The organism is Sphingobium sp. LSP13-1-1.1, from assembly GCF_040676415.1.
GTDB lineage: Bacteria > Pseudomonadota > Alphaproteobacteria > Sphingomonadales > Sphingomonadaceae > Sphingobium.
This window is the reverse complement of the sequence record NZ_JBEGHU010000012.1, coordinates 485,837-511,458: the sequence shown is the minus strand read 5'-3', so window position 1 is coordinate 511,458 and position 25,622 is coordinate 485,837. Positions and strand designations below refer to the sequence as shown.

At 64.2% G+C, this 25,622-nt stretch carries 18 protein-coding genes and 2 tRNA genes; 7 read left to right on the top strand and 13 right to left on the bottom strand.

Annotated elements, in window-relative coordinates; genetic code table 11:
- Positions 1 to 23: 23 nt before the first annotated feature.
- From MRBLSP13_RS10000 to MRBLSP13_RS09985, 4 genes are all read right to left on the bottom strand, one after another.
- On the bottom strand, positions 24 to 986 hold the full coding sequence (locus MRBLSP13_RS10000; protein WP_363754235.1) for an AAA family ATPase: 963 nt from the start codon (positions 984 to 986) through the stop codon (positions 24 to 26).
- On the bottom strand, positions 983 to 1,624 hold the full coding sequence (tmk, locus tag MRBLSP13_RS09995; RefSeq protein ID WP_363734836.1) for a dTMP kinase: 642 nt from the start codon (positions 1,622 to 1,624) through the stop codon (positions 983 to 985). The genes MRBLSP13_RS10000 and tmk overlap by 4 nt, the downstream gene beginning before the upstream one ends.
- On the bottom strand, positions 1,621 to 2,784 hold the full coding sequence (locus MRBLSP13_RS09990; RefSeq protein WP_363734838.1) for a D-alanyl-D-alanine carboxypeptidase family protein: 1,164 nt from the start codon (positions 2,782 to 2,784) through the stop codon (positions 1,621 to 1,623). Before MRBLSP13_RS09990 ends, tmk begins: the two co-directional genes overlap by 4 nt.
- A 79-nt stretch (positions 2,785 to 2,863) precedes the next feature.
- On the bottom strand, positions 2,864 to 3,901 hold the full coding sequence (locus MRBLSP13_RS09985; RefSeq protein WP_363754232.1) for a lytic murein transglycosylase: 1,038 nt from the start codon (positions 3,899 to 3,901) through the stop codon (positions 2,864 to 2,866).
- Between the two features lie 148 nt (positions 3,902 to 4,049).
- Here MRBLSP13_RS09985 and MRBLSP13_RS09980 point away from each other — a divergent pair.
- Together MRBLSP13_RS09980 and MRBLSP13_RS09975 are read left to right on the top strand one after the other, a co-directional pair.
- Positions 4,050 to 4,139: transfer RNA gene (locus MRBLSP13_RS09980), tRNA-Ser, on the top strand.
- Between the two features lie 73 nt (positions 4,140 to 4,212).
- A complete protein-coding gene (locus MRBLSP13_RS09975) occupies positions 4,213 to 4,413 on the top strand; it encodes a hypothetical protein (protein WP_133654158.1) in 201 nt (66 codons plus the stop codon).
- A 462-nt stretch (positions 4,414 to 4,875) separates the two neighbouring features.
- Here MRBLSP13_RS09975 and secA read toward each other — a convergent pair whose 3' ends face one another.
- Positions 4,876 to 7,605: a preprotein translocase subunit SecA gene (gene secA, locus MRBLSP13_RS09970; RefSeq protein WP_363754229.1), complete on the bottom strand. Its 2,730-nt coding sequence runs from the start codon at positions 7,603 to 7,605 to the stop codon at positions 4,876 to 4,878.
- 181 nt (positions 7,606 to 7,786) lie between these two features.
- Between secA and argJ the strand changes: the two genes are divergently transcribed.
- A complete protein-coding gene (gene argJ, locus MRBLSP13_RS09965; protein WP_363734868.1) occupies positions 7,787 to 9,013 on the top strand; it encodes a bifunctional glutamate N-acetyltransferase/amino-acid acetyltransferase ArgJ in 1,227 nt (408 codons plus the stop codon).
- A 15-nt stretch (positions 9,014 to 9,028) separates the two neighbouring features.
- Positions 9,029 to 9,826 (top strand): inositol monophosphatase family protein, encoded by a 798-nt coding sequence (locus MRBLSP13_RS09960; protein ID WP_363754226.1) that lies wholly within the window; start codon positions 9,029 to 9,031, stop codon positions 9,824 to 9,826.
- 114 nt (positions 9,827 to 9,940) lie between these two features.
- On the opposite strand, the gene trxA is transcribed toward MRBLSP13_RS09960, so the two are convergent.
- From trxA to ettA, 8 genes are all read right to left on the bottom strand, one after another.
- Positions 9,941 to 10,261: a thioredoxin TrxA gene (trxA, locus tag MRBLSP13_RS09955; RefSeq protein WP_363754223.1), complete on the bottom strand. Its 321-nt coding sequence runs from the start codon at positions 10,259 to 10,261 to the stop codon at positions 9,941 to 9,943.
- 28 nt (positions 10,262 to 10,289) lie between these two features.
- Positions 10,290 to 13,733 (bottom strand): double-strand break repair helicase AddA, encoded by a 3,444-nt coding sequence (gene addA, locus MRBLSP13_RS09950; protein ID WP_363754220.1) that lies wholly within the window; start codon positions 13,731 to 13,733, stop codon positions 10,290 to 10,292.
- Positions 13,714 to 16,713 carry a double-strand break repair protein AddB gene (gene addB / locus MRBLSP13_RS09945; RefSeq protein ID WP_363754217.1) on the bottom strand — a complete coding sequence of 1,000 codons (3,000 nt, stop codon included), beginning with the start codon at positions 16,711 to 16,713 and terminating at the stop codon, positions 13,714 to 13,716. Before addB ends, addA begins: the two co-directional genes overlap by 20 nt.
- Complete coding sequence (locus tag MRBLSP13_RS09940) at positions 16,706 to 17,416, bottom strand: nucleotidyltransferase family protein (protein WP_363734874.1); 711 nt, start codon at positions 17,414 to 17,416, stop codon at positions 16,706 to 16,708. Before MRBLSP13_RS09940 ends, addB begins: the two co-directional genes overlap by 8 nt.
- On the bottom strand, positions 17,413 to 18,399 hold the full coding sequence (locus tag MRBLSP13_RS09935) for an aminoglycoside phosphotransferase family protein (RefSeq protein ID WP_363754353.1): 987 nt from the start codon (positions 18,397 to 18,399) through the stop codon (positions 17,413 to 17,415). Before MRBLSP13_RS09935 ends, MRBLSP13_RS09940 begins: the two co-directional genes overlap by 4 nt.
- Positions 18,396 to 18,854, bottom strand: a complete 459-nt coding sequence (tsaE, locus tag MRBLSP13_RS09930; RefSeq protein ID WP_363734876.1) for a tRNA (adenosine(37)-N6)-threonylcarbamoyltransferase complex ATPase subunit type 1 TsaE — start codon at positions 18,852 to 18,854, stop codon at positions 18,396 to 18,398. Before tsaE ends, MRBLSP13_RS09935 begins: the two co-directional genes overlap by 4 nt.
- Complete coding sequence (locus tag MRBLSP13_RS09925; protein WP_363734878.1) at positions 18,847 to 21,192, bottom strand: sensor histidine kinase; 2,346 nt, start codon at positions 21,190 to 21,192, stop codon at positions 18,847 to 18,849. The genes tsaE and MRBLSP13_RS09925 overlap by 8 nt, the downstream gene beginning before the upstream one ends.
- Before the next feature lie 365 nt (positions 21,193 to 21,557).
- Entirely contained in the window at positions 21,558 to 23,243 is a 1,686-nt protein-coding gene (gene ettA / locus MRBLSP13_RS09920) for an energy-dependent translational throttle protein EttA (RefSeq protein ID WP_363734879.1), read from the bottom strand.
- Positions 23,244 to 23,343: 100 nt separating this feature from the next.
- Between ettA and MRBLSP13_RS09915 the strand changes: the two genes are divergently transcribed.
- The 3 genes from MRBLSP13_RS09915 to MRBLSP13_RS09905 all read left to right on the top strand — a co-directional run bounded on the left by MRBLSP13_RS09915 (position 23,344) and on the right by MRBLSP13_RS09905 (position 25,289).
- Positions 23,344 to 24,714 carry a M28 family peptidase gene (locus MRBLSP13_RS09915; RefSeq protein ID WP_363754214.1) on the top strand — a complete coding sequence of 457 codons (1,371 nt, stop codon included), beginning with the start codon at positions 23,344 to 23,346 and terminating at the stop codon, positions 24,712 to 24,714.
- Positions 24,715 to 24,870: 156 nt separating this feature from the next.
- The gene (locus MRBLSP13_RS09910; RefSeq protein WP_133654171.1) at positions 24,871 to 25,083 is read left to right on the top strand and encodes a hypothetical protein; all 213 of its coding nucleotides are present in this window, start codon (positions 24,871 to 24,873) and stop codon (positions 25,081 to 25,083) included.
- A 129-nt stretch (positions 25,084 to 25,212) separates the two neighbouring features.
- Positions 25,213 to 25,289 (top strand) — tRNA-Pro (locus MRBLSP13_RS09905).
- The last annotated feature ends 333 nt before the right edge of the window (positions 25,290 to 25,622 follow it).

The window sequence follows — 25,622 nt, the reverse complement described above, 5'->3', positions numbered from 1 at the left end:
TAGTCCCGGCGCAAAGCCGCTTTTCAGCGGGCAAGGGCGGCGACATGACCGGCAAGTTCGAAAACCACGGCCCCCGGTTCGAGCGACAGGATGACGGCTCCCCCGGCAAGCTGGCGTGCTGCTTCCCAATGGTCCAGCGCCTTGCCGAGATCGCTCCCCTTGCGTTGGCGCGCCGCCGCCGCGATGAAGGCCGGCGCCCGCTCAAGAAACGCCTCATAACGGGGCCGGGCGCTCTTTGACGCCAGCATCCGGGCCAGGATCAGTCGCTGGCGGTTGCCAGGGTCGCCGTCAGCGGCAATGGCGGCCAACGAATTTTCGATGTCCGCTATGTTGAGGCCCGCATAGCGTAGCGCCTTGCCGGGAGACCCCTCACCTGCCTGGATCAGCGCGGTCAGTTCATCCGGAGAAAGACTGTCGTCCGTCGCGCGCAAAATGCTGCGCATGGCCTCTTCGTTCAACATGTCGAAGCGCAGGGTACGGCAGCGGGAGCGGATAGTCGGAAGCAGCCGGCCGGGCGCATGACTGACCAGCAGGAACAACATATCGGCCGGCGGCTCTTCCAGATTCTTGAGCAGCGCATTTGCCGCGCCGCGCTCCAGATCGTCGGCACTGTCGATGACCACGATCCGCCGTGACGACATGGAGGGCGCCGACTGGATCAGGCGCTGGAGGCTCCGGATCTGATCGACCGTGATGTTGCGGGCGGTGCCGCTTTCCTTTTCCAGGCAGAAGAGCTCGGCATAGTCGGGATGGGCATCCGCCTCGAACAGGCGGCGGGTCGGATGATCCTGCGGCACGTCCAGCCCATCAGCCGTGATGGGCGGCCCTGCCGCCTCCGCCAGCAGGCGCAGCGCCATGGCGCGGGCGAAGCTTGCCTTGCCAATGCCCCACGGGCCAGCAAGGATCCAGCCGTGGTGCAGACGACCGCTCCGCGCGGCATCGAGCAGCGTGCGGGCCTGCGCGTCATGGCCGATGAGTGACGTCATGGCAGCAGGTCCTGCAACGCCTGAAGCAGCCGTGCCGTCACTGCCCCAGCGTCTCCCGAAGCGTCGACGGCAAGGAAGCGCGCCGGTTCCTGTTGGGCGAACCGATGAAAGGCTGTTGCCACGGCGAGATGAAAATCCCGGTCGCGTCCCCCGATCCTGTCGGCCGCATCTCCATCGCGAGAACGGGCACGCGCGCTCGCTTCCTCCTCCGGCAAGGTGAGGAAGAGGGTCCGGTCGGGCAGGAAACCGTTGCTGCCAATCCGGTGAAGCGCCAATATATCCGCATCCGTCAGCTCGCTTGCGCCCTGATAGGCGCGGCTGCTGTCCAGAAAGCGGTCGGAAAGCACCCATGCGCCCCGCTCCAGCGCCGGACGGATCGTCTTTTCCACATGATCGGCACGGGCAGCAGCGAACAACAGCGCTTCGGCGCGGGGGCTCCAGCGGTCGGCTCCCCCGGTCAGCAACAGGGCGCGAATGGCCTCCGCCCCTTCGCTGCCGCCCGGCTCGCGCGTTTCCACGACTTCCACGCCGCGCGCGCGCAGGGCGGCGGCAAGCGCCCGCAACTGGGTCGACTTGCCTGCACCTTCCCCGCCTTCCAGCGAGATGAAGCGGCCCCGCGTCGTCCCTGCGGCCGTCACCCGAAGAAGGACTTCAGCCCGTTCCACAGTCGACCGAAAATGCCGGCTTCAGCGACATCCTCACCCGCGACCAGTGGCAGGATCTGGGGCGGCGTGTCAGGCGTGGAGACGATCAGCTGCGCAATCCTCTGCCCCTTGGTGATGGGCGCCTTGATCGGGCCGGTATAGGCGACCTTGACCGAGATGTTGGACGAAGCGGCGCGCGGCAATGTCACCGCCATATCCTGCGCCGCGACCAATGGAACGCTGGTTGCGCTGCCGAGCTGCACCTCGGCGGTTTCGACGGTCTGCCCCTTCTTGAACAGCGGCTGCGCCTTCCATGCGCGGAAGCCCCAGTCCATGAAGCGCACCGACTCCTCGATCCGCTGGTTGTAGGTGCCCAGCCCTGCCACGACCATGACCAGGCGGCGTCCCTCCTGTTCCGCCGATCCAGTGAAGCCGAAGCCGGCTTCTTCGGTGTGTCCGGTCTTGAGACCATCAGCTCCGGCAACCTTGCCCAATATGGGATTGCGATTGCCCTGCTCGATATCCGCGCCGTCCATCGTCTTGCCCCAGGTGAAGCTGCGCGTGGCGTAGAATTTCTTGTAGAGGTTGGGCGTTTCCTCGATCGTCGCTTCGGCCAGCGCCGCAAGGTCGGCCGCGGTCACATAAGTCACACCTTCGTCCGGCCAGCCATTGCTCGTGCCGAAATTGCTGTTCTTGAGGCCGAGGCGCTTGGCTTCCTGGTTCATCAGGGCGACGAAGGCCTGCTCTGTCCCGGCAATGCCCTCCGCCAGCACGACGCAGGCATCATTGCCCGAAAGCGTGACGATGCCGTGGAGAAGATTTTCCACCGACACCTGCTCGCCCGGCGACAGGAACATGGTCGATCCCGCCTGCGGGCCATGCCATCGCTGCCAGGTTTCCGGACGGACGGTGAATTTCTGGTCGAGTTTCAGATCGCCCTTCTGGATCAGGCGAAAAGCGACATGGGCCGTCATCATCTTCGCCATGGAGGCGGGCGGCATCCGCGTCTCGCCCCCCTTGTCGTAAAGCACGGCGCCCGACGAGAGATCCTTCATATAGGCGATCGGCGCCTCGCTGCTATAGGGTGGCGCGGCGGCGGTCAGCGGCGTGGACAGCAACCCGACGAACAGGAGGGCGGCGATGGACTTCTTCATGCGGGATGCCTTTGGACTGGTGGATTCTTCGAATGCCTAGCGCATTCAATAGCCATGGCAGAACCAATATCAAGGCGCTCTATTGCTTCACCGCATCGGCCAGCAGGCCAACGGACAAGGCATAGAAATTCGAACAGTTATAGTCGAGGATCGCCCGGTAGTTGCTGGTCAGAAGATAGGCGGTCTTGCCCGGACCATCGGGCTCCAGCAATGTCGCCATCACCCGGTCGGCGGGCCAGCCGGCGCCGCTGGGCACGATTCCCATGCGCCGCCATTCGGCCATGCTGAGCCAGCGGCTATGGCGGCTGAAGACGCGGGGGCAACGGACCGCCGTGGTGCGCGCGGCGAGGCCGGAACGGTCCAATCCGACCGGAACGGACACGGCAATGCCCCAAGGCTCGCCGCGTCGCCATCCGGCGTGGACGAAATAATTGGCGATGGATGCCAGGGCGTCGGCTTCGCTGTTCCAGATATCGACCCGGCCATCACCATCGCCATCCTTGCCCAGCCGCAGATAGACGCTCGGCAGGAATTGGGGATAGCCGGTCGCGCCAGCCCAACTGCCCACCAGGCGGCTGCGCGGCACGCCATCATCGAGCATCTTCAGCGTCGCCAGCAGTTCCGGTTCAAACAATGTCCGGCGACGCCCCTCATAGGACAGGGTCGCAAGCGAGCGGATCAGATCGAAATCGCCGGTATAGGCGCCGTAATTGGTTTCGTGGCCGTAGATGGCGACCATGATCTCTTCCGGCACACCGGTTTCCGCTTCTATCCGGGCAAGGCGGGCGCGATTGGCCAGATATGCGGTCCGGCCCCGGCTGATGCGTGCCGCATCGACATGCTGGCGGCGATAGGGCTCGAAATTCGGGATCGGGGCATAGGTGCCGCCGCCGGGTTGATTTTGGTCGAGCTGGACTACGCGCGGATTGGGCGTCAGCCCCGGAAAGACACTGTCCAGGGTTGAGTCCCGGATGCCCATCGCTCGGGTCTTGGGGCGCAGGGATTCAAGATAGGCGCGAAAGCCGACATCCTCCTGCGCGCTGACGCTGTCCGCCGTCAGACCGCCCGCCACGACGGCAGAAAGTCCCAGCAACAGCGACAGGATCGACGAACGCATTGAAGAATCTCCTTAAGCTCTTTTGTTGCACAGGGATGACGCGGCGTGAATCCCCTTATTGGCACTTGACGACATCGGCAGGATCAAACCGCCTTCACGCCATTTTACGCTTGGCAAGGCTGTCGGGTTCGCTAGGAAGCGTGACGACGGACAGGTGGCCGAGTGGTTTAAGGCAGCGGTCTTGAAAACCGCCGTGGGTTTACGCTCACCGTGGGTTCGAATCCCACCCTGTCCGCCATCCAGTTTGATCCGCGTTAAGGCGACGCGATTTTCTTCATGCTAGAAGCGGCCGATAATCATCGGAGGTGACAATGTCTGCCGATACCGACGCACGTTATCTGTTTCGGCGTGCAAGAGAGGAAGCCGCGAAAGCCGATGCCGCTGCAAAGCGGAGTGCGGCATCGCAGGAAATTGCCGCCCATCGTGAACTCGCGCTGCGCTATCGGGTACGGGCGCTTGCCATGTCCTGTGCCGATCAGGTTCTCCATGATGCGCTGGGGCGGGAACCCTGATCATCGGTTTTTGCTGGTTGATGACGGTCAGCTTGCGGCTGCCTGATCCTCCGGACGTTTCGCGTTCCGGGATGCGGAATAAAAATGCGCCCCCGGGCAAGGGAATGCCGGGAGCGCGATCTGTTTGCTGTCGGGCATCCAAATCCATTTCCGCTTAGCAAGAATGGACGTTCATCGCAATCTATCCAAAGGTAGATCGTCACCTTTCCGTAACGTCAATCGGCGGTCACGGGTGGGCAATCCTTCGAGCCGAAAGGCGGCCTGAACCATGCAAATGGCGATAGCACCGCACCTTCGTCATCAGGCTGAAAATGTGCGCGAGCCAATGTGATGACCCGGCGCGGGACGCTGCCAAGGCGCGCGTGGAACCATTCACCAGCGATCGGGACCGATCGCGGCAGGTGATTCCCGAAAAACCATAAGGCCAGGAGGGTGACCTGACCCAGTCAGGTCAGAACCCTTCTAGTTGAGCGCACCGTGGCAATGCTTGTATTTCTGGCCCGATCCGCAGGGGCATGGCGCGTTGCGGCTGATGTCCAGATTGGCGAACTCGCCAGCCGGTCCTCCTGCGGCGGGACGAGAGAGGGTCGTCGTGATGCCGCTGATCTGACCGCCGTCGAAGTCTCCGCTATTATCCTCGCCCGAAAACGGGTCGATATGCGTCGTGATGAAGTCGGGCAGTATCGGCAGGTCGAATTCCGGCAGCGCCTCCTCCATGCGGAACTGGACGCGGGCGATGGAGCCGGTCACATCCTCGCGGATATTGCCGAGCATGCGTTCAAACAGGGCGAAGGCTTCCTGCTTATATTCATTGATCGGCGTTTTCTGGGCATAAGCGCGCAAATGGACAACCTGGCGCAGCGCGTCGAGGGTCGACAGATGCTCCTTCCAATGATGGTCCAGACTTTGCAGCAGGATCGACTTTTCGATCATATGCCAGCTCTCGGGATCAAGTTCCCTGACCTTCTCGGCCACGGCCGCGTCGGCCAACGTCCTGAGCCGTTCCTCGATCATCTCCGGATCGACATGGTCCTCGGCCAGCCAGGCGTCGAAATCGGGTTCGAGGTTCAGCACCTCGGCCGATCGAACCTTCAGCCGATCGATATCCCATTGTTCGGGATAGGTACCCTGCGGGCATGATGCGCCGACAAGATCATTGACCGTTTCATGCCGCATGTCGGCAACGACATCATCAACCGTATCCGCATCCATGATGTCGCTGCGCTGTTCGTAAATGACCTTGCGCTGATCGTTCATCACATCGTCATATTCGACGACCTGCTTGCGGATGTCGTAGTTGCGGGCTTCCACCTTCTTCTGGGCAGTCTCGATCGCCTTGCTGAGCCATTTGGACGGGGGCAGCGCCTCGCCATCCTCCAGGTTGGAGCGGATCATCTTGGCGAACATCGTGTCCGGGCCGAAGATGCGCATCAGGTCGTCGTCGAGGCTCAGATAGAAGCGCGAAAGGCCGGGGTCACCCTGACGGCCCGAACGGCCGCGAAGCTGGTTGTCGATGCGGCGGCTTTCATGCCGTTCCGTGCCCAGCACGAAAAGGCCGCCAGCCGCGAGAACTTCCTGCTTTTCGGCCTCGATCTCTGCATCGATCCGCGCGATGGCGGCTTCCCGCTCCGGCCCTTCGGGCATGTCGCGCAGTTCGTCCTCGACGCGGAATTCAAGGTTGCCGCCCAATTTGATGTCGGTACCGCGACCGGCCATGTTGGTGGCGATGGTGACGGCGCCCTTGCGGCCTGCCTGCGCCACGATATGCGCTTCGCTTTCATGGAAGCGGGCGTTGAGGACGGCGTGCTTCACGCCTTCCTGCGTCAGGAATTCGGAGAGCATTTCCGATTTTTCGATCGAAACCGTGCCGACAAGGACAGGCTGGCCCTGCTCCGCATGGACCTTGATGGTCTTGGCGATTCCGCGGAACTTGTCTTCCAGATTCTTGTAGAAGCTGTCTTCCTCGTCGACACGTTGCACCGGCCGGTTGGTCGGGATGGTGACGACGTTCATCTTGTAGATTTCGTAGAATTCGGTGGCTTCGGTCGCGGCCGTGCCGGTCATGCCGCCCAGTTTCGGGTACATGCGGAAATAATTCTGGAAGGTGATGGAGGCGAGTGTCTGGTTTTCCGGCTCGATATTCACCGCTTCCTTGGCTTCCACCGCCTGGTGCAGACCGTCCGACCAGCGGCGGCCATCCATCATGCGGCCGGTGAACTCGTCGATGATGATGACCTTGCCATCCTTGACGATGTAATCGATGTCGCGGCGGAACATCACGTTCGCACGCAGCGCCTGATTGACATGGTGGACGACGGCGGTGTTTTCGAAATCATAGAGGTTGGCACCTTGCAGCAGCCCAGCCCCTTCCAGCATGCGCTCGATCTTCTCGGTCCCGTCCTCGGTCAGCGTGACGGTGCGCTGCTTCTCGTCCTTCTCATAATCGCTCTCGTCCAGCTGCTTCACGATGGCATCGACGGAGACATAGAGCTCCGACTTGTCATCGGTCGGGCCGGATATGATCAGCGGCGTGCGCGCTTCGTCGATGAGGATCGAGTCCACCTCGTCGACGATGGCGAAGTTGAAAGGCCGCTGCACCATCGACGCGCGGTCATATTTCATGTTGTCGCGCAGGTAATCGAAGCCGAGCTCGTTATTCGTCGCATAGGTAATGTCGGCACTGTACGCCTCGCGGCGCTGGTCCTCCGACAGGTTCGGCACGATGACGCCGGTGGTAAGGCCCAGGAAGCGATAGACCTGTCCCATCCATTCGCAGTCGCGGCTGGCCAGATAGTCGTTCACGGTGACGACGTGGACGCCCTTCCCTTCCAGCGCGTTCAGATAGGTGGCGAGCGTCGCGACCAGCGTCTTGCCCTCGCCCGTGCGCATTTCGGCGATCTCGCCGCGATGAAGCACGATTCCGCCCACCATCTGCACGTCATAATGGCGCTGGCCCAAGGTCCGCTTGGCGGCTTCCCGCACCGTGGCGAAGGCTTCGGGCAGCAGGCCGTCAAGCGTTTCACCCTGTGCCAGCCGCTCCCGGAACCGCACGGTCTGCGCCGCCAGTTCCTCGTCACTCATGGCCGAAATGGTGGGTTCGAAAGAGGCGATCTGTTCGACGGTCTTGCCCAGCGACTTCACATAGCGGTCGTTGGAGGAGCCGAAAATAGACTTGGCGAGTGCGCCGAACATGCAAATTCCTGACAAAAGGGGACGCGCACGCCTTTTGGGGCGATGCACGCGGACATGCGCGGCGATTTAGGACGCGCACAGGCGTTAGTCAATCAGAGCGGGCATGCCGGATAGCATCGGAAAGCTCCATGTCCGCCCATCTCTCCGTTGACGGACGGGCATATTGCGCTAAGCGACGGGCATGACAGAACGTTCGCCCCTTGCCCCCGCTGCCTTTCCTGAACTTCCGCCCATTGCGGGCGTCACCGCGCGCGTCGCCAGGGCGCGATACAAGAATTGGGACAGGTGCGACCTCACCTATGTAGAGCTGAGCGAAGGCACGGCCGTGGCGGGCGTCACGACGCAGAGCAAATGCCCCTCTCCTGAAGTCGAATGGTGCCGGGACGCCATTCCACTGGGTTCCGCGCGAGCCCTGGTGGTGAATGCGGGCAATGCCAATGCCTTTACCGGCCACCGGGGCCGTGCAGCGGTGGAGGCGATCGCCGCCAAGGTCGCGAACCATCTGGATTGCCAGCCTTCCAGCGTCTTCATCTCCTCGACCGGGGTAATCGGTGTTCCTTTGCCGGTGGACAAGGCGGAGGCAGGGCTGGAGGCCGCCTTTGTCGCCGCGCCCTGCGGCTGGGAAGAGGCAGCGACCACCATCGGCACGACCGACACCTATGCCAAGGGCGCCCGCGCCTCTGCCATGATTGGCGGCACGCGGGTCGAACTGGTCGGGATTATCAAGGGTTCGGGGATGATCGCTCCCGACATGGCGACGATGCTGGGCTATATCTTCACGGACGCCGCCATCGACGCCAAATTGCTGCAGCAGATTCTGTCCGCCGCCAACCGGAAGAGCTTTTCCTGCATCACGGTCGACAGCGACACGTCCACCAGCGATACGGTGCTGGCCTTCGCAACGGGCAAGGCGGGCAACCCGCCGCTCCTCTCGATGGAGGATGGCGGGGCGGACGCCTTTGCCGCGGCGCTCGACGATCTTTGCCGCCAACTTGCGCATCTGGTGGTGCGCGACGGCGAAGGCGCGACGAAATTCGTTCAGATCACCGTCGAGGGCGCGGAAAGCGACGCGAGCGCCCACCGCATCGCGCTTTCCATCGCCAACTCGCCGCTCGTGAAGACCGCCATCGCGGGCGAGGACGCCAATTGGGGTCGCGTGGTCATGGCGATCGGCAAGGCGGGCGAGCCGGCCGATCGGGACAAGCTCTCCATCCGCTTCGGCGCGACGCAGGTCGCATCGGGCGGACTGGCGGTGGAGGGCTATGACGAGGCGCCGGTGACGGCCCATCTGAAGGGGCAGGACATAGTGATCGGCGTCGACCTGGGGCTGGGCGATGGTCGGGCCACGGTTTGGACCTGTGACCTGACTCACGGCTATATCTCGATCAATGCGGATTATCGCAGTTGAAAAAGGACGGGCCTGATGCCCACGGAATTGCATGAACCCGTCGTCGCGCTGATGCGCGAGGTGGCTCGTGACGTGGTGATGCCGCGCTACCAGAATCTCGCCAGCCACGAAGTGGCCGAGAAAGCGGCCGATGACTTCGTCACCATCGCCGACAAGGAAAGCGAACTCCGGCTGGCGGAGGGGCTTTCCGCCATCCTGCCCGAAGCAGGCGTCATCGGGGAAGAAGCATGCGCCGCCGATCCCGCCATGCTGGACCGCGCGGGCGAAGGGCTCAACTGGATCATAGACCCCATTGACGGGACCGGGAACTTCGCCGCGGGAAAGCCGCCCTTCGGCATCATGGTCGCACTGGCGGATGCAGGCACGATTTTGGCGGGTTGGATATTGGACCCGCTGACCGGACGCATGTGCCACGCCATATTGGGCGCTGGCAGCCATATCGACGGTCAGCAGGTCCATGCACGCGAAAGCGGCGAAGCGCTGCCGATTGCTGCGCTTGCCGTCTATTTCATGACGGAGGAGGAGCGCGCCGACGTCAGGCGCCGGTCGGAAGCGATCTTCCAGCTGGTGGACATTCCCCGTTGCGCTGCCGAGCAATATCCGCGCCTTGTGCTGGGGCAGAATGACGTATCGGTCTTTGCCCGCACCTTGCCCTGGGATCATGCGGCCGGGACGCTGTTCGTGAATGAAGCGGGCGGGCTGTGCCAGCGGCTGGACGGTTCACCCTATGTCGTGGGTGATCTGCGACGCGGGCTGCTTGGGGCTTCATCCCCTCGCCTCTGGGATCTGGCGGCAGACCGGCTGTTCCGTTGATGGAGTGAGGCGCGGGGAGCGCGATCGCGGAACGCCAGCTTCCAGAACGAAAAATGCTCCCGCAAATGCGGGAGCACCAAAGGGAAAGGCCGTTTCAGGCCTTTCCGGACATCATCAAAGGACGCTTTCGATCCAGCCCTTGAGCGCGCTCTTGGGCGCCGCGCCCACCTTGGTGGCGGCGGCTTCGCCATTTTTGAAGAGGATCATCGTCGGAATGCCCCGCACGCCATAGCGGCCGGGTGCATCGGGGTTTTCGTCGATATTGATCTTCGCGATGGTGACCTTGTCAGACAGTTCGTCCGAAATTTCTTCCAGCGCCGGGCCGATCATCTTGCACGGGCCGCACCATTCCGCCCAGAAATCGACAAGCACGGGCTTGTCCGCATTGATGACGTCCTCCTGGAAGCTGAGGTCGGTGACTGCCTTGGTAGCCATTTAGATATCTCCTTCGATTGCGGAATATTTAGGATGATGACGCATCCGTCTCAACGGTCGGAAGCGGCAAATTCTCCTGCGTGGGCGGAAAGCCCGGCTTGTGCCGTTCCAGGAGCTCAGGCGGCAGCGTGATGAGCCTTGGCGCAGAAGTGTATAGCAGGCCGGCCTCTATCCTGCGGCCGGGAAATATCACCTGAAGCGCAGCGGAATAGGCCGCCATCTGCCGGATATGGGCCAATGGCACCTCTTCGATCCCCAGGGGTGATATGCGGCCGGTCTTGAAATCGACCAGCTGCACGACATCGTCACTGATGCGCAGCCTGTCCACGGTCCCGGCGATCACCGCTTCCCCCACCACGGCGGCGATCGGGGCCTCAGCCAGCGCATCGGCATGGAACAGCGGCGCGAATCGCGGATCTTCAATGATCCGCATGGCCTGTTCGATGACGTCATGCCGCTGCGCCGGATCGCCAAGGCCCTGCTGCGCCAGCCAGTTGCCGGCACGTGCACGGCGGCTGTCCGGCGGCACGTCGGCCAGCCGTTCGAACAGCCGGTGCAGCCAGCGCCCTCGTTCGGCTGCGTCCCGCATGGCCGGGGTCGGCGGCGGATAGGGCACATCATCCTCGATGGCGGCGGAGGGCGCCAAGGGACGTGGCGGCCGGGCCTCCACAGGCGCGCGGCGGCGAAGCCAGTCCGGTTCGACATGCGCTGTCCGGCTTTCGGGAACGCGTTGCTCCGCCGCCTTTGGAGGGAGCATTTCCCTGCCACGCCAGCGGCGGCGCGCGCCCCACAGCGGATCGGCCTCCCACTCCGCCTCCAGCGAAATCAGCGCGCCTTCGACGGCGGCGTACCAGCTTTCGGGCTTGACCTCGCCCTTGGCGCGCGGACCGAGCGAACCGGCGACCACCAGCTTTTCCTCCGCCCGTGTGAGGGCAACGTAGAGCAGACGCCAATGTTCGGCGCGCTCGACGGCACTGGCTTCCTCGGCCAGTTGGCCGATCGCTCCCTGCCGCTCCCCCTTCCGCGGGGCGATGATGGGCAGGCCGTTCCACTCCAGCGAATCGGCCCGGTTGCCCGCGTCCGGATCAAGGCAGGCGTCGGCAAGAATGACGATGGGCGCCTGCAATCCCTTCGCCCCATGAACCGTGAGCAGGCGGAGCGAATCCCCCTGCGCGGCCGCGTCGCGCACGATCTCCACCTCTCCCCTGTCGAACCAGTCGATGAAGCGCTGAAGCGAGGGGTGATCATCATTCTCGAAGGCGAGCGCGGCGTTCAGCAATTCCTCTATCGGATCGGCCGCCTCCGAACCCAGTCTTTCGATCAGGCGACGACGGCCATCCATCGGGCCGGACAAGACCTCCTCCAGATAGCGATAAGGGGTGGTGAAGTCCGCCTGCGCCAGCAACTGCCGCAAGGGGTGCAGCAGTGTGTCGTCCAGCGTTCCCGTCAGATGCTGCCACAGTCCGACGCGGCGGCCGACAAGGCGACCCATCAGTTCGTCCTGCGTCCAGCCGACCAGCGGCGATACCAGCAGCGCCGCGAGGTTCAGGTCATCCTCCGGCTGAACCGCGAAGCGCAACGCGGCGAGCAGGTCACGCACGGCAAGCGGCTGGTTCAGGCGAAGGCGGTCAATGCCTGCAACCGCCACCTTCTCTTCATAGAGCCGCGCCACGATCAACCGCGCCAGTTCGGAGCGGCGGCGGACCAGGATCATGATGTCGCCCGCCGTTACCGGGCGGCCCCGGCTCTCCAGCATCAGCCCGTCATCGATCCACTGCCTGATCTGGCGGGCGATGCTCTGGGCCAGCACCCGTTCCTGGTCGGCGGCCCAATCCTCCTCCCCCTCCGCCTCGTCGGACAGCCCGGCGATGACAGGTTTCCAGAGCAGTACTTCGCCGGGAAAGCGGTTGGCGCTGATGTGCTGGACCTCGCCCGGCTCCAGGCCGAAGCGCTCGGCCCGCAGGGTCGCTATGGTGCGGTCGACCACATCCAATATAGCGGGTGTCGAGCGGAAGCTGTGCTGAAGCGAGAGGTCGTGGAACATCTGGCTTGCATCTTCCGCATGGCGTTGGAAGACGATCTGCGCGGCGCGGAAGGCTTCGGGACTGGTGCCTTGAAATCCGAAGATCGCCTGCTTGAAATCACCCACCGTGAAGAGGGTGCGAACCCTGTCGCCCTTCGCGCCTTCGCCCGCGAAAAATTCCGCCGCCAATGCGCCGACAATCTGCCATTGGCTGATATTGGTATCCTGCGCCTCGTCCACCAATATGTGATCGATCCGCTGGTCCAGCTTGTAGCGAATCCAGTCGGCGATGCCGGGCTGGGACAGAAGGCGGGCCGCATTGGCGATCAGGTCGTCGAAATCGACGGCGCCGGCAAGGCGCTTGGCTTCGGCATAGGCTCTTGCGTAGACGCGCCCCGCATGCAACGCCCTGGAGAGCAGCGCGGCATAGGCCGCCCGAACGCGCAGGCCCAGCAGTTCGGAACAGCATTCATGCATCCGCGCAATCGCATCGCCATAACCATCCACTGACGGCGCCCAACCCTTGGCGGTTGAAAGCAGATCGCCATCGGCCTTCGCCCAGACCGCGTGGAGATCGACCAGCCCGGTGGCGCGCGCCGTCGGATCGAGAGCCCGCCAGCGCGCTATCCTGTCGCAGCGTTCGAGCGCGCGTCCCGTGCCCCAATCCGCATTGGCCTGAGCGATCCAGCCGAGCGTCCGCATGTCGAACAGATCGTCCGCGCATCGTTCGGCAATGTGGGCTTCAATGTCTCCTTCAGGCAGGTTCAGTTCCCGCAGCAGCCATGGCGCGATATATTCCGGTAGGGCTTCGAGCGCATCCAGCCGGGCCGCGCAGCGCAGCAGGAAATTTTCCGCGCCGCCCTCCCCCATGCGTAGGCTCAGCGCCTGCAACGCTTCCATCAGGATGTCGTCGCCCTGCTCCTGCGCCACCACCACCATATCGGCCAGGGTCTGGCGCGCCAGCATCGCCTGCTCGCGCTGGTCGAGCGGGCGGAAACCGGGGGGCAGGTCGGCCTCCAGCGGGAAGGTGGTGAGCAATTGTTGGCAGAAGCCGTGGATCGTCTGGATGCGGAGGCCGCCGCCGGTCGATTCCAATACTTCGGCGAACAGGCGGCGGGCGCGGTCGCGGGCTTCCGGTCCCGACTCTTCGCCCAGCGCCTCCAGGTCATGAAAAAGGTCGGCCTCGTCCATGAGCACCCAGGCGGCGAGGCGATCATGGATGCGATCCGCCATTTCCGCGGCACCCGCCTTGGTGAAGGTGAGGCACAGGATATTTTCCGGCCGCACGCCCTGGAGCAGCAGACGGAAAACGCGGGCGGTCAGCACATGGGTCTTGCCCGTGCCGGCCGAAGCGGACAACCACACATGCGCATCAGGTGCGGCGGCCTGCGCCTGCGCACCAGCCAGCGGTTGCAGTGCCCCAGGCTTTCTAGCCATCGTCCCGGCCATACCATTCCTCCAGCCGCATGAGCTGGTCATAATCACCATAGCTGGCGACTTCCGGATTTACCTGGGCGTCGAAGGGCGCCGATCCGTTGAGCCAGGCGGCGGCGATGCCCTCGAACTGGGCATGCACCCCGGACGTGAAGTCGGCGGTGATGATCTTGTCCCGCTTGCCCAGCGGATCGACCGGGCTTTCCCGATAGCCGAAGGCCTCTCCCTTCCTGGCCAGCGACCAATATTCGAAACTCCCGACGACAGGCGCGGCGTCGGTGCCGGGAAAGCCGCCATGTTCCGCGATCAGGCCCAGCAGGCCGAGTTGCAGCGCATAGCCCGCCTTCACCTGCCGCGCGCTGGGCGGCTTGCCGGTCTTGTAGTCCACAATGCCCAGCTTGCCGTCCGGCAGCAGGTCGATCCGGTCGGCCTTGCCGGTCAGCATCACGCCGGCAATCTCCGCCCGGCCTTCCGTCTCGACCGAGAGGATCCTGCGCCCGGCGGCAAGGTCGCTCGCGACTTCAGCGGCGATCCATCTTATGGCTTCGATAAGGCGCGGTTGCCAGAGAGCCCTGAGCAAGGGATGGACATCGGGCCGGTCGAACATCGCCCGGGCCCGCGCCTCCAGATCGGACAGCTTGCCGTTGCCCTCCTCCGCCCATCGCTGAAGGATCTCATGGACGGCTGTCCCGCGCCAGGCGGGGCCGGCATCGGCATCCACCGGGTCGAGCCGCGCCAGGCGCAGGATGCGCTTGGCATAGAAGGCGTAGGGATCAGCCTTCAACCGATCGACATCGGTGACGGGAATGACCTTCGGTCGCACGGACAAAGGCGGCACAGGCGCGGGGCGCGCGGCGGGCCTGTGTTCCTCTGCCCGGTCGATCGCCTGCGCCAATGCGGCATAGCGGCCGGTATTCTTCCATTGCGGCCCGGCCATGGCCTTCAGCCGCAGCCAGAAGCGGGAGGCGACCGCCGGACCGCCCGCCCCGCGACGGGCGCGCGTGATCAGCACCTGCGGCGCGCCCAGGGCGCTGGCGAAGTCATGGGCGGCTAGGCCGATGCGGTTTTCGAGGCCCGGCAGTCCTATTTCCCGACGGATGCGCGGCGCGAGCCATGGATCGGGCGCGGGCAGGCCCGGCCAGGTACCCTCGTTGAGACCGGCCAATATCATGAGGTCGGTCTGCACCAGCCGCGCTTCGATGAGACCGAGGATGCTGATCCGGGGATGGCCACCCTGCGGCGGGCGAACCGACAGGCCGCCCAGAAGATGGTCGAACAGGGCAGGCAGCCCCCGTATGTCGGCCTGACGCGGCCCTTCGCTCGCCGCCTCCTCCATTTCCGCAAAGAGATCGGCGGCGGTGTGCCCCTGATGCCCGGCCCAGACCGTATCATGGGAGAGACGACCGGCATGCTCGCGAATTGCCGCCAATTGGCCCGCAAGGTCCGGCGCGGCCATGAAGGCCTGCTCCAGCGGTTCGAGCAGTTCTCGGGCTTCTGCCCACCATAGCCGCGTACGGTCGCGCAAGGCCCGCTGCCGGTCTTCGCCCTCCCGTTCGGCCAGCAACAGGTCGAGCCCATGAATGCCCGCCTGCGGCCTTGGCCCGCGCAGCAACAGGTCAAGCCCGCGCACGCCCTCCAGCCAGGCAAGCCGCCCCTCCCCCCGCATGACGAGCGGATGTTTGAGCAGGGTCAGCAGCGCAACAGGAGCAAAGCGCTCCGCCAGCGCCTCCGCCATCGCGATCAGCAGTGTTCCGGGCGGCAGGCGCGCGAGCGGCTGCCCGGCGGAATCGTCCGCCTCTATGCCCCAGCGGCGCAAATGGGCGGACACGCGGGTCGCCAATTGCCGGTCGGGCGTCACCAGCGCCGCCGTGCGTCGCGGCGTCTCGACCGCCTCGCGCAAGGCAATGGCGATGGCCTGCGCCTCTTCGCCCGGCGTTGCGACCTCCAGCGTCTCGACGCCGGCGAGCAGGCGGTCAGCGGTCCTGAGGTCTCGCCAGCGGCTGGTCAGCCGGGGCGGCAGCATGGCGTTTGAGATGTTGCGTCCCCGGACAGCGCGGGCGTCATGCTCGCTGCCCCAGCGCCAGAGCGCCACGTCATCGCGCGTGGCACTCATCCGGTCGAGCAGGCGTTTCAGCGCATATTGCGGATGGCTCTCAAGCCCACCAGGCCCGATACCGGTTGCGCTGCCGGCCGTGCTGCCGGTCGGGGTATCGGCATCCGATGGACCAATGGCGTTCCAGGCGTCGGCGTCCATCTCCTGATCCAGCCCGGCAAAGACAACCGCCCCCTTGGGCAGCATGGCAATCCGCCGGAGCAGCATGGCCACTGCAGGCGCCGTGGTGGACATTCCCGCCGCAATGACGAAGCCATCGGGCGGCGCCTTGGCCCAGCGCGCCGTCATGCGGTCCAGCAGGCGATTGCGTCGATCCGCGAGGTCGATGCACCCCAATCGCGCCAGTTCCTGCGGCCATTGCGCCAGCAATATGCCGAACAACCTGAGCGATGTCTGCCAATGCTGCGACAGGTCGTCCGACAGGCCAAGCTCTGCCAGCGCGCGCACGGGGACGCGCTCCACCTGCATCTGGTCGAGGACCGCGCCAAGCGCCTGGGCCAGCTTCAATGCCTGCCCCGCATCGATCGGGTGTGCCGATGCCTGCTGCACCATGCGCGCCAGGATCATCTGGCGGCGCATCGGCGCTATGGCGGGAGGGATCGGGTCATCCTCCCCCAACGGATCGAGCGCGCCACCCACCTGCTCGCCCAGATCGGGATCGCCCAGCGCGACGAGACGCGGCAACAACAGCCCGCCCCCCGATTTACGGACAAAGGCATCGCTCACCGACCGGATGGCGCGATTGTTGGGCAGCAGGATCATCCCCTGCGCCAACCGCACCAGATCATTGCCGTGCCGGGCCAGGATGCCCGTGACCAACGCGTCGGAAAAGGCGCGATGCGCGGGGATATTGAACAATGCGGGGCGGGTGCGTTCACCCATGGGCCAGCATCGACTCCACGATGGGAATGGCCTGCGGCGTGCCGACGTCGAACCAGAGCCCCTGGTGCGAGACACCGTAGAGGCGGCCCGACTCTATCGCCCGGTTCCAGAAGACATTGGTGGAAAAGACATCGGACGGCGGATCTACCAGCAGCGTGGGAGACATGATCTGGACGCCGGTGAAGACAAAGGGCGCGACATGGGCAGTCTTGCGCCGCGTCAGTCGCCCGTTCGCGTCCATGTGAAAATCGCCCGGTCCCCGATGGCAATGGGCGCGGGCGAGCGGCACCAGCAGCAGCAGCGCGTCCATTCGATCCGGGTTCCAGATCCTGCGCATCATGCCCAGCGTTTCCTGCGGCCCATCGATCCACAGATTGTCGCTGTTGGCACAGAAAAATGGCGCGTCGCCCAACTGCGCCTTCGCGTGGATCAGCCCGCCGCCCGTCTCCAGCAGCTTCCCGCGTTCGTCCGAAATGGCGATCTGCATGCCTTCATTATGCGCCGCCAGATGCGCTTCGACCGTATCGGCCAGATAATGGACATTGACTACGAGCTTCCGGATGCCGCCAGCCGCCAGCCGGTCCAGTGCATGGTCCATCAGCGGCTTGCCGGCCACCCTGACCAGCGGCTTGGGGCGGGTCGCCGTCAACGGCCGCATGCGCTTGCCCAGTCCGGCCGCCATCAGCATCGCGGTGTCGATCATGCCGGGACATGGTCCTCTAGCGCATGGTGGCGCTTGTCGGGGGGGACGTTCGCGGCGAACCATTCCGCCACGGGCGCCAGCGCCGGATGGGCAAGGTCGCGTTCCAGCAAGTCCCACATGCGCGGCAGATAGGACAGGTAACGCGGCTTCCCATCGCGCTTCCACAGCCGGGTGAATATGCCGATGATCTTCGCGTTGCGCTGCGCGCCCAGCACGGCATAGGCGGTGTCAAAGTCAGCCGGCGGATTGGCGATGGCGCGATAATGGTCCAGCATCGCCGCCTCCAGTGTGGGCGGCACGTCGCGCCGCGCATCCTGCAGCAGCGAGACGAGATCATAGGCCGGGTGCCCCGCAAGGGCATCCTGAAAGTCGAGCAGGCCCAACCCGTGCGATGCCGTCCCGTCGATCAGCATGATATTTTCGGCATGGTAATCACGCAGCACCGTGACCACCGGGCTGGACGATTGCTCGACGATCGGAAGGACCATGTCCCATGCCCGGACATAGCCCTCCTCATCCACCGGCAGGCCGACGGCGGGACAATAATATTGGGTGAGCAACCCGGCCTCCCGTTGATAGACGGCACGGTCATAGGGCGGCACGTCAGCGGCAGGCAGTCGATGAAGCGCGGCGAGCAGGTCCACGGCCCGGCGATACACATCCCGTTCCGCCTCCGGCTGATCCTCGACATGTTCCTTCACGCGCAGATCGCCGAAATCCTCGATCAGGACCAGACCTTCCTCCAGGTCGCGCGCCAGTATCCGGGGCGCTGCGAAGCCATTTTCCGTCAGATGTTCGGCTATCGCGATGAAGGGGCGCGGATCCTCATGCGGCGGCGGCGCATCCATCAGCACGGCGCGGCGCGCGCCGTCGATCACCCGAAAATACCGCCGGAAGGAGGCATCGCCGGCGAGGGGAACGACGGCGGCCTGACCCCACCCCACCTGCGCGAGGAAGGCGGGAGCGGCAACGGGCGGGATCATATCTGTGACCATCGCTCCGTCCAAGCGTCCGGCACGTCCGCTGTCAAGCGCCGAGCGCCGTCGGGTTCCGTGCCGATGTGGAAACGCAGCGCGCCGGGCCAGGCCCCGATGCCCATCCGTTCCGGCCATTCGACGATCAGCAGGCTGTCCATCAGATAGTCGTCAAGCGCCAGTTCCTGCGCCTCCTCCGGCCCGTCCAGCCGGTAGAGATCGACATGGGCGACAGGCAGCCTCACATCGGGAATATCATAGGGCTGGACAATGGCGAAGCTGGGGCTCGGCGCTTCCTCTTCCAACCCCAGTCCTTCCAAAATCCCGCGGGCGAGCGTTGTCTTGCCCGCGCCCAATCCGCCTTCCAGCGCAATGACATCCCCAATGCGGACCAGCGCTGCCAGCCGATGCCCGAACGCCAGCATGTCGGCCTCCGTGGCCAGCAGGATACCGGCTTCAGCCACGGGGCAGCTCGATCACGACCATCGTTCCCTGCCCCGGCTCCGACACCAGTTGCAACGTGCCGCCATGGGCCTCTGCCAATTGTTTGGCGAGCGGAAGGCCGATCCCCGCCTTGCCGCCGTTGCGCGCCTGTTCGGTCCGGGAAGACGCGTCGAAGATCGTTGCCTGCCGCTTGATGCTGATGCCCGGACCATTGTCGGATACGACAAGGCGCGCCTTGTCATTGCCGCCATCGCCGTGCAGCAGCACGCGCCCCCCCCGGGCGCAATAACGCACTGCATTTTCCAGAAGATGATCCAGCACCTGGCCGATCCTTCGCTTGTCGCCCTGCACGGTGCCCAGGCTGGACTGGAGCGACGTGGCAAGGTCGATCCCCTTGGCCGTCGCATCGCCCTTGATCCGCGCGACAGCGTCGCGCGCTTCCGCCGCAAGATCCACCGTCGCCTTTTCGATGGGCAGCATCCCCGCCTCGCCCTGCGTCAGGTCAAGCACATTGTCGATCAGCATGGAGAGGCGACTGGTGCTTTGCAGGATGCCATCGACATAGTCCTTGGCGGAATCGCTCAGTTCGCCCGCATAGCCCGCACTCATCATCTCCGCGAAACCAGCGATGGTGGTGAGCGGCGTGCGCAATTCATAGCTCATATTGGTGACGAAGGCTGTCTTTACCTTGTCCGCCTGCTCCAGCGCGTCATTGCGGTCGCGGAGCACCTGTTCCACCCGGCGGCTGTCGGTGACGTCGAGCATGGTGAACAGGGCATTGCCGTCGGGCAGCGGGATCGCCGCGAATTCGAAGATGCGCCCATCCGCAAAACCGACATGGCCGACGCGCTGCTTGCGCTCCACCGTGGCGGCGCGCACCAGTTCGCGGACGAGGTTCGCCTGCTGCGGCTTGGCTAGGCGCGACTGGACGGCGCGCATCAGTTCGTCGATCCGGGGATGTTTGGCCAGCAAATCCTCCGGCACCTCCCAGATCGACCGGAAACGACTGTTCCAAAGGTGCAGTCGTCCGTCCGAGGAAAAGACCCCGATCGATTCGAACAGATTGTCGAAAGTCGCTGTACGGACGCGCAGCAGGGTGTCGCGGGCGCTCGACAACTGAACCTGCTCTGTCCGATCCTCGAATATCAGCAGCAGACCGCCATCGGGCAAAGGCTGCCCATAGACGCGCAAATGGGTGCCGTCCGCCAGCAGCCAGTTTTCCTCTCGCGGATCGGGGGAGAGGAACCAGTCGCGCCGTTCCGCGCGCCAGGCCGGAAAATCCCTGTTCTCGGGCAGCCGCCGTGCTTCCCGCATCTGGTCCAGTACCCGCTCGAACGGCGGATTGTCGGCCAGCCGTTCCTGATCCAGTCCGAACAGACTCATGAAGGGCTGGTTCCAGAAGCGCAGCGCACGATCGGACCCGAAGCGCGCCACCCCTGCGGACAGCCGGTCCAGCAGGTCGCGCTGCGCCGCCTCCAGCCGCCGATGTTCGACGCGGGCCTGCTCCAGCTCATTCTGGTCCATGGCAAAGCCCGCGACGCCCGCCGCGCCGAGCGGAACGTCGACCACCCGCATCGTCCGCCTTTCGCCGTCGATAGTCGCGGGGACCAGACGTTCGACCGGCGCGCCGTCGGCCAGGGTCTGCGCCGCGGCAGCCTGCGGCGTGACGCCGCCCACCGTCTCCACCAGTTCAGTGCCATTGGCGATGACCTCCCGCGCGCTTTCACCGTCCACTGCCCGGACATAGGCCGTGTTGACCAGGCTGAGCCGCATGTCGGCGGCGCGATGCCACATGGGAAAGGGCGCCGCCTCGACCAGCCCCGCCAGCGCCTCCAGCGCCTCGCGAAGCTGCTCCACCTTGCCCTTCAGCGCCTGGATCTCCGCCTGGCTATCGGTCGCGTCGAAGATCCACAGGACGACGCCGCCGCTCTCGGCCAGCACCGGCCCTGCAGGCGCACCACGGACCAGCAGCAGGCGCGACGAATCGGCGCCCTTCACCGGCAGTGCAAAGCTGCGCCCGGCACGCTGGGCCGCAGCGATCTCCTGCGCCAGGGCGGCCGCATCACCCGGTTCCAGGCCGCCGTCCGGCGCGGTGAATTCGGAAACGAAAGTGGGCACCCTGTCCTTGCCCAGCCATTTGGCGAGCCGGTCGGCCGCCTCCAGCCGCCCATCCGGGTGGATGACGATGGGCGCGGCCGGCGCCGAAGCGAGCAGGACAGACAGCCTGTCGAGCTTTCCCTGCGCCTGCATGCCTTCGCGGCGCCGACGCTGACCACTGGACAGAGCCCAGACCGCAGCACCCAGCCACAAGGCCAGCACGACGCCCAGGATCACGCCGGAAAGAGGGGTCAACGCCATTAGACCTGCTTCACCCTCATTGCCTGATATCTGCCCTGTCCATTGTTCTGAGGGGACTAACCCAAGTCCGATGCAGCGTGAAGCACCGAGATGGAAAGAATCGCGCTTTGCAACGCGCCGCGACCACAAGCCCGACGGAAGCGCCGGCACCCGGCCCGCAACACGCCGCCCAACGCTGCTGAAGCACGTCGCCGGGCACGAAAAAAAGGCCGATCCAAAAAGGACCGGCCGGAAAGTTTTAGGAGAGGATGCCTGAAAGGCCTTTCCTATGTGCAGTGCAGCACATTATTTTGCAAGTGCGAAAATGAAGCCCGTCATTGCAATGATTGCAATCCCTTGATCATCTCCGCACCGCATGGCGAAAATCAGCGCGTCAGCTTCTTATATGCGAGGCGCGTGGGACGATCCGCCGCATCGCCCAGACGGCGGCGCTTGTCCTCTTCATACATTTCGAAATTGCCCTCGAACCATTCAACATGGCTGTCGCCTTCGAAGGCCAGGATATGAGTCGCCAGGCGGTCCAGGAAGAAGCGATCGTGGCTGATCACTACGGCGCATCCCGCGAAATTCTCGATGGCTTCCTCCAGCGCCGCCAGCGTTTCCACGTCAAGGTCGTTGGTCGGTTCGTCGAGCAGCAGCACGTTGCCGCCCTTTTTCAGCATCTTGGCGATGTGCACGCGATTGCGCTCACCGCCGGATAGCTTGCCGACATTCTTTTGCTGGTCCTGCCCCTTGAAGTTGAAGGCGCCGACATAGGCGCGCGTCGACATGTCGTGGCCGTTCACCTTCACATAATCGAGCCCGTCCGACACTTCCTCCCAGACATTTTTCGACGCATCGAGGTGATCGCGGCTCTGGTCGACATAGCCCAGGCGCACGGTCGAACCGATGTCGATTTCGCCCGAATCGGGCTGTTCCTGTCCGGTAATCAGCTTGAACAGGGTCGACTTGCCCGCACCGTTCGGCCCGATCACGCCGACAATGCCGCCCGGCGGCAGCATGAAGGAGAGGTTTTCGAACAGCAGCTTGTCGCCATAAGCCTTGCTGATGTTCTTCGCCTCGATCACCTTGCCGCCCAGGCGCTCCGGCACCTGGATGACGATCTGGGCCTTGCCGGGGGTACGGTTCTCCTGGCTGGCGACCAGTTCCTCGAACTTCTTGATACGCGCCTTGGACTTGGTCTGGCGCCCCTTGGTGCCGGCCCTGATCCATTCCAGTTCGTCGTTGATCGCCTTCTGGCGACCTGTCGCTTCCCGGTCTTCCTGTTCCAGACGCTTGGACTTCTTCTCCAGATAGGTGGAGTAGTTGCCTTCGTAGGGGAAATATTTGCCGCGATCGAGCTCGAGGATCCAGCCGACCACATTGTCCAGGAAGTAGCGGTCGTGGGTGATCATCAGCACCGCGCCGGCATATTCCTTCAGGTGATTTTCCAGCCATTCGACGCTCTCGGCATCAAGGTGGTTGGTCGGTTCGTCGAGCAGCAGGATGTCCGGCTTCTGGATCAGCAGGCGGGTCAGCGCGATGCGGCGCTTTTCACCGCCCGACAGGCTGTCGACCGGCCAGTCCGAAGGCGGGCAGCGCAGCGCTTCCATCGCGATCTCCAACTGGTTGTCGAGCGTCCAGCCGTCGACCGCGTCGATCTGTTCCTGCAACGTGCCCATTTCCTCCATCAGCGCGTCGAAATCGACGTCCTCCGGCGGATCGGCCATGATCATGCTGATCTCGTTGAAACGGTCCAGCTTGTCGGCGACTTCCCGCGCGCCGTCCTTGACGTTTTCCAGCACCGTCTTGCTGGGGTCGAGCTGCGGCTCCTGCGGCAGGTAACCGACAGTGATATTCTCGCCAGGCCAAGCCTCGCCGCTGAAATCAGTGTCGATGCCGGCCATGATCTTCATCAGCGTCGACTTGCCCGCGCCGTTGGGGCCGACGATGCCGATCTTCGCCCCGCGATAGAATTGCAGGTTGATCTGGTTGAGCACCGGCTTGGCGGCGCCGGGAAAGCTCTTGGTCATGCTCTTCATGACGAAGGCGTATTGGGAGGAGGCAGACATGGCTTGAAGCAGCTCCGAAGGAATTATGTGAAAATTTGCGGCGGAGTTAGCGGAGGCAGAACGCGTTGGCAAATGGGGGATGCCTCGCTAAGCCTGATCCATGCATAAAATCCGATCGGGCACGCTGGCCGCCCTTATCCTGGGCGGCATCCTTACACCCTCCCCGCTCCTTGCCGCCTCCGGTGCCGATGCGATTCGAACCGCTGCCCTGGCGGACGAGATCGCGATGGACTTCACCGAAGGCCTGACCACGGAGGTCGGCCCCCGCCCCGCCGGTACGCCCCAGGAGGCGCGGGCGCGCGATTGGGCCGTGGCGAAGCTTAAAAGCCTGGGCTTCTCGAACGTCCGCGCAGAGCCCTACACCATGCCGGTATGGCTGCGTGGACATGACGAAGCCCGCGTGATCGCGCCCTTCCCCCAAGCCCTGGTCCTCGCCGCCCTGGGCAACAGCGCGTCGACCCCGGACAAGGGGATTGAGGGCGACATCGCCTATTTCCCGACGCTCGCCGATCTGGAGGCGGTTCCTGACGGCAGCCTCAAAGGCAAGATCGCCTTTGTCAGTCATGCGATGCATGCGACGCAGGACGGCAGTTCCTATGGCTATTTCGGTGCAACCCGTCGGCAGGGCCCCAGCGTCGCCTCCAAAAAGGGCGCCATCGCCATCCTGATCCGATCGATCGGCACCGACAATCACCGCCAGCCGCATAGCGGCGTCCAGATGTGGGCGGACGGCGTAAAGCCCATCCCCGCCGCCGCGCTAAGCGTGCCGGATGCGGACCAACTCGTCCGGATCGTCTCGCGGGGACAGGCCGTGCGGCTTCATCTCACGCTCACCTCGAAGATGCTCAAGGACCAGCCCTCGGGCAATGTCCTCGCTGAAATTCCCGGCAGCGAGCCAAAGGCCGGCATCGTCGTCGCCGCATGTCATCTCGACAGCTGGGACCAGGGAACGGGGGCAATCGACGATGGCGCGGGCTGCGGCATCGTCGCGGCCGCCGCGCTCCAGGCGCGCAATACAGGACCGCTCCGCCGCACCATCCGCGTGCTGATGGCCGGCGCAGAGGAAGTGGGCGGAAATGGCGGGCGCGCCTATTTCGACGCGCATGGCAAGGAAGCGCATGCCATGGCGATGGAATCGGATTTCGGCGCGGATCGCGTGTGGCGCGTGGATTTCAAGCTGCCGCAGGGTCAGGACGCTCTTGCCCGCCGTGTCATCGCCGGACTGGCTCCGCTCGGCATCGGCGCCAGCCGGTTGCCCGCTGGCGGCGGCTCCGACATCGAACCGCTGGTGAAGGCGGGCGTTCCCGTGATCGACCTCCAGCAGGACGGCACCCGCTATTTCGACATCCATCACACACCGGACGACACGTTGGACAAGATCGACCCGGCGCAGCTTCGGCAGAATGTCGCGGCATGGGCAGTTGCACTTTTCGAAATCGCAAATGCGCCGGAATCGCTAGGAAGTAACTGAACTTTTATTGTAGACAACACCCTGTCGCGTGATTCTGTCGCTTCACCGACGCAGAAAAGCATTGATTTGTGCAGCGCACACGTTAATGCGGGTCGCTCGCGTAGGTCACGTTTTTTGGCGTGACGACGCGGCAAAATGCTATGGGAGCCGTACACAATGAAGAAGATCGCTGTTGTTTTCGCTTCGGCCGGCCTGATGGCCCTCGCCGCTTGCGGTGAGAAGCCGGCCAACGAGACCGCGAACGCTTCGAACGCTGTTGTTGAGAACGTTGTCGAAAACGCCACCAACGCTGCTGACAACGCCGCGAATGCCGCTGACAACGCCGCCAACGCTGCGAACGTCGCTGGCAACGCCGCCAACGCCAAATAATCTTCGCTTCCGCGAGATTTTCGAAAGGGCGGATCGTCTTGGCGATCCGCCCTTTTTCTATGCCAACGGAAATGAAGACAAAAGCGCGATTGACGGGCGGCCTGCTTCACCGCTAAGGCCCGCGGGCGCCGGGGAGTAGCGCAGTCTGGTAGCGCGCCTGCTTTGGGAGCAGGATGTCGCAGGTTCGAATCCTGTCTCCCCGACCATTACCCGAATATATTGTGGATGCCGGTCATGCCGGTTGTTCAGTTCAATGGAACAGAAGCCACAGGACGATGATGACGGGAATGGGCACGCCCAGCAGCCACAGCAGAATGCCCTTGCCCATATAGTCGGTCCTCCGTCGTCTGGCTTTGCATGCTGAACGACAGGGGAAGCTCCGAGGTTCCCGTTCCTGGAGGCACGCCCTTCTGGCGTCGCCCCGGCTTATCCTTGTGCCCGGTGCCGGAACAGCCGACCGCCCGGAACAGCCGCCTGCGAAGCAAAAACCATCACTGCCAACCCTGGGTCGGCAGCGATGGCTCATGATACCGGCATTC